This window comes from Rhizobium sp. ZW T2_16 (genome assembly GCF_044987325.1).
In the GTDB taxonomy this organism is placed as follows: Bacteria; Pseudomonadota; Alphaproteobacteria; order Rhizobiales; family Rhizobiaceae; genus Neorhizobium; species Neorhizobium cellulosilyticum.
The window spans coordinates 1-2799 of sequence record NZ_JBJDRG010000052.1; the positions used below are offsets into that span (position 1 = coordinate 1).

The window sequence follows — 2799 nt, forward strand, 5'->3', positions numbered from 1 at the left end:
TGCTCGGGCTGCTCGTACTTACCTTCATCATTGGCCGGATGATGCCTGCGGATCCCGTGCGCGCCATGGTCGGCGAGGACGCGACCCGCGAGACCTATGAGCAAGTTTTCCGCTCGCTCGGTCTCGATCGGCCGCTGTGGGAACAGTTCTTCTACTATCTCGGCGACGTGCTGACAGGCAATTTCGGCACGTCGATCCGCACCGGCCAGCCGGTCATCCAGGACATCCTGCATGTCATGCCAGCAACGATGGAGCTGGCGACCTTCGCCATTCTGATCGGTGCTGGCCTTGGCGTGCCGATGGGGGTCATCGCTGCGGTCAACAAGGACCGCTGGCCTGACCACCTTGTGCGCGTGCTCAGCCTCTTCGGCCATTCGATGCCGATCTTCTGGACCGGCATGATCGCGCTCATCGTACTTTATGCGAAGCTCGACCTTGTCGGGGGCAGTGGCCGCATGGACCAGTTCTATATCGGCCTTGTTCCTGAAACGACCGGCTTCCTGTTGATCGACAGCCTGCTTGCGGGCGAGATGGACGTCTTCTGGTCGGCGGTGAACCACCTGATCCTGCCGGCGTCGCTGCTCGGTTACTCTTCGTCCGCCTATATCACGCGCATGACGCGCAGTTTCATGCTCGACCAACTCGGGCAGGAATACATCACGACCGCCCGCGTGAAAGGACTGTCGAAACACCAGACCATATGGCGTCATGCGTTCGTCAATATCCGCGTGCAGCTCGTCACCATCGTGGCGCTTGCCTATGGTTCGCTTCTGGAAGGCGCGGTGCTGATCGAAACGGTATTCGCCTGGCCGGGCTTCGGGCAATACCTGACCAGCAACCTGATCATCGGCGACATGAATGCCGTGATGACCTGCGTGCTGATCGTCGGCGTCATCTTCATCGCGCTCAACCTGCTTTCCGACATGCTTTACCGTCTGTTCGATCCGAGGACCCGCTGATGTCAGTCACAACCGCTTCCAAGCTGCGCGTGCCGGCCTCGGTCAATGCCCTGCGCAACATCGTTCTCTTCCTGATGAAGAGCCCGACCTCGCTTTTCGGCCTTGCCGTGCTCGCGCTGCTGATCCTGGTCGCCATCTTCGCGCCGCTCATCGCAACGCATGATCCCTATGCGCAGGATCTCGCCAACACGCTTCAGGCGCCCGGCAACGGGCATCTGTTCGGGACCGACGAACTCGGCCGCGACATCTTCAGCCGTCTGGTCTGGGGATCCCGCATCACGCTGACGATCATCTTCCTGGTGTCGATCGTCGTCGGGCCTATCGGGCTCGCCGTCGGTGCGGCCTCGGGTTATCTGGGTGGTCGCTTCGACACGGTGATGATGCGCATCACCGACATTTTCCTGTCCTTCCCGAGCCTGATCCTGTCGCTGGCCTTCGTCGCTGCACTCGGCCCGAGCCTCAACAACGCGATCATCGCCATCGCGCTGACATCCTGGCCGCCGATCGCCCGGCTTGCGCGCGCCGAGGCGATGACTTTTCGCAATGCGGACTACATTGCCGCTGCACGCCTTCAGGGGGCTTCACCGACCCGCATCATCGTCAAGTCGATCGTGCCCATGTGTCTGCCTTCGGTGCTGATCCGCCTGACGCTCAACATGGCGACCGTCATCCTGACGGCGGCCGGTCTCGGCTTTCTCGGCCTCGGCGCACAGCCGCCGCTGCCGGAATGGGGGGCGATGATTGCCACGGGGCGTCGTTACATGCTCGACAGCTGGTGGCTGGTTACCTTTCCGGGCGTCGCCATCCTGTGCGTCAGCCTCGCCTTCAACCTACTTGGCGACGGACTGCGCGATGCGCTTGATCCCAAGCAGATGAACCGGAGGTAGGCCATGACCCGTCCAATCCTCGACGTTGAAAATCTTCACATCCGTTACGGCGGTGCTCCGACCGATGCCGTGCGCGGCGTGTCCTTCACGCTCGGGCGCGAGCGGCTGGGCATTGTTGGCGAAAGCGGTTCGGGCAAGTCCACCGTTGGCCGAGGGCTGCTGAGACTGCTCCCGTCGGCCAAGATTACCGCCGACAAGATGCGGTTCGAAGATGTCGAACTGCTATCGCTGACGGAAGAACAGATGCTCGGCGTGCGCGGGCGGCGCATGTCGATGATCCTGCAGGATCCGAAGTTTTCGCTCAATCCGATCCGCAAGGTCGGCGACCAGGTGGCCGAGACCTATCTGCGCCACTTCAAATGCAGCCGGAAGGATGCCCTTCAAAAGGCGATCGCCATGCTGGAAGCGGTCAAGATCCGCGATCCTGAGCGTGTCTGCGAGCAATATCCGCACGAGATTTCCGGCGGCATGGGCCAGCGCGTAATGATCGCGATGATGCTGCTTGCCGATCCGGATGTGGTCATCGCCGACGAGCCGACCTCGGCGCTGGACGTTACGGTGCGGCTGCAGGTGCTGAACATTCTCGACGGCCTGGTGCGGGATCGCGGGATCGGTCTGATCATGATCAGCCACGATCTCAACCTGGTGCGCAATTTCTGCGACCGGGTGCTGATCATGTATGCGGGTCGCGTGGTGGAAACGCTTGCCGCCCGCGACCTCGACAAGGCGCAACACCCCTATACGCGGGGTCTTATTGCGGCCCAGCCGCGCATCGGCGGCGCGCGTGCGCCGCTGGCGGTGCTGGACCGCCGCCCCGAATGGCTGGAGGAGGTTTCCCGATGACGGTATCAGTCGAGACACGCAATCTCTCCATTACTTTCGGCCACGGGCCAACAGCGCTCAAGGTCCTTCCCGACATATCCTTCCTGGTGGAGCCGGGAGAATGTTTCGGC

3 protein-coding genes are annotated in these 2799 nt (G+C 62.1%); all 3 read left to right on the plus strand.

Annotated features, from left to right (window positions below; all coding sequences use genetic code 11):
• A partial coding sequence (locus tag ACI3K0_RS30620) for an ABC transporter permease (RefSeq protein ID WP_404946976.1) occupies positions 1-959 on the plus strand: 959 nt, incomplete at its 5' end.
• Positions 959-1846: an ABC transporter permease gene (locus ACI3K0_RS30625; RefSeq protein WP_148146804.1), complete on the plus strand. Its 888-nt coding sequence runs from the start codon at positions 959-961 to the stop codon at positions 1844-1846. The genes ACI3K0_RS30620 and ACI3K0_RS30625, both read left to right, overlap by 1 nt.
• 3 nt (positions 1847-1849) lie before the next feature.
• Positions 1850-2689, plus strand: a complete 840-nt coding sequence (locus tag ACI3K0_RS30630; protein ID WP_148146806.1) for an ABC transporter ATP-binding protein — start codon at positions 1850-1852, stop codon at positions 2687-2689.
• The last annotated feature ends 110 nt before the right edge of the window (positions 2690-2799 follow it).

Bases quoted from the DNA above. Each gene is read 5' to 3' on its own strand.
- ACI3K0_RS30625 (WP_148146804.1), top strand. From the start codon at position 959: ATGTCAGTCACAACCGCTTCCAAGCTGCGCGTGCCGGCCTCGGTCAAT.
- ACI3K0_RS30630 (WP_148146806.1), top strand. From the start codon at position 1,850: ATGACCCGTCCAATCCTCGACGTTGAAAATCTTCACATCCGTTACGGC.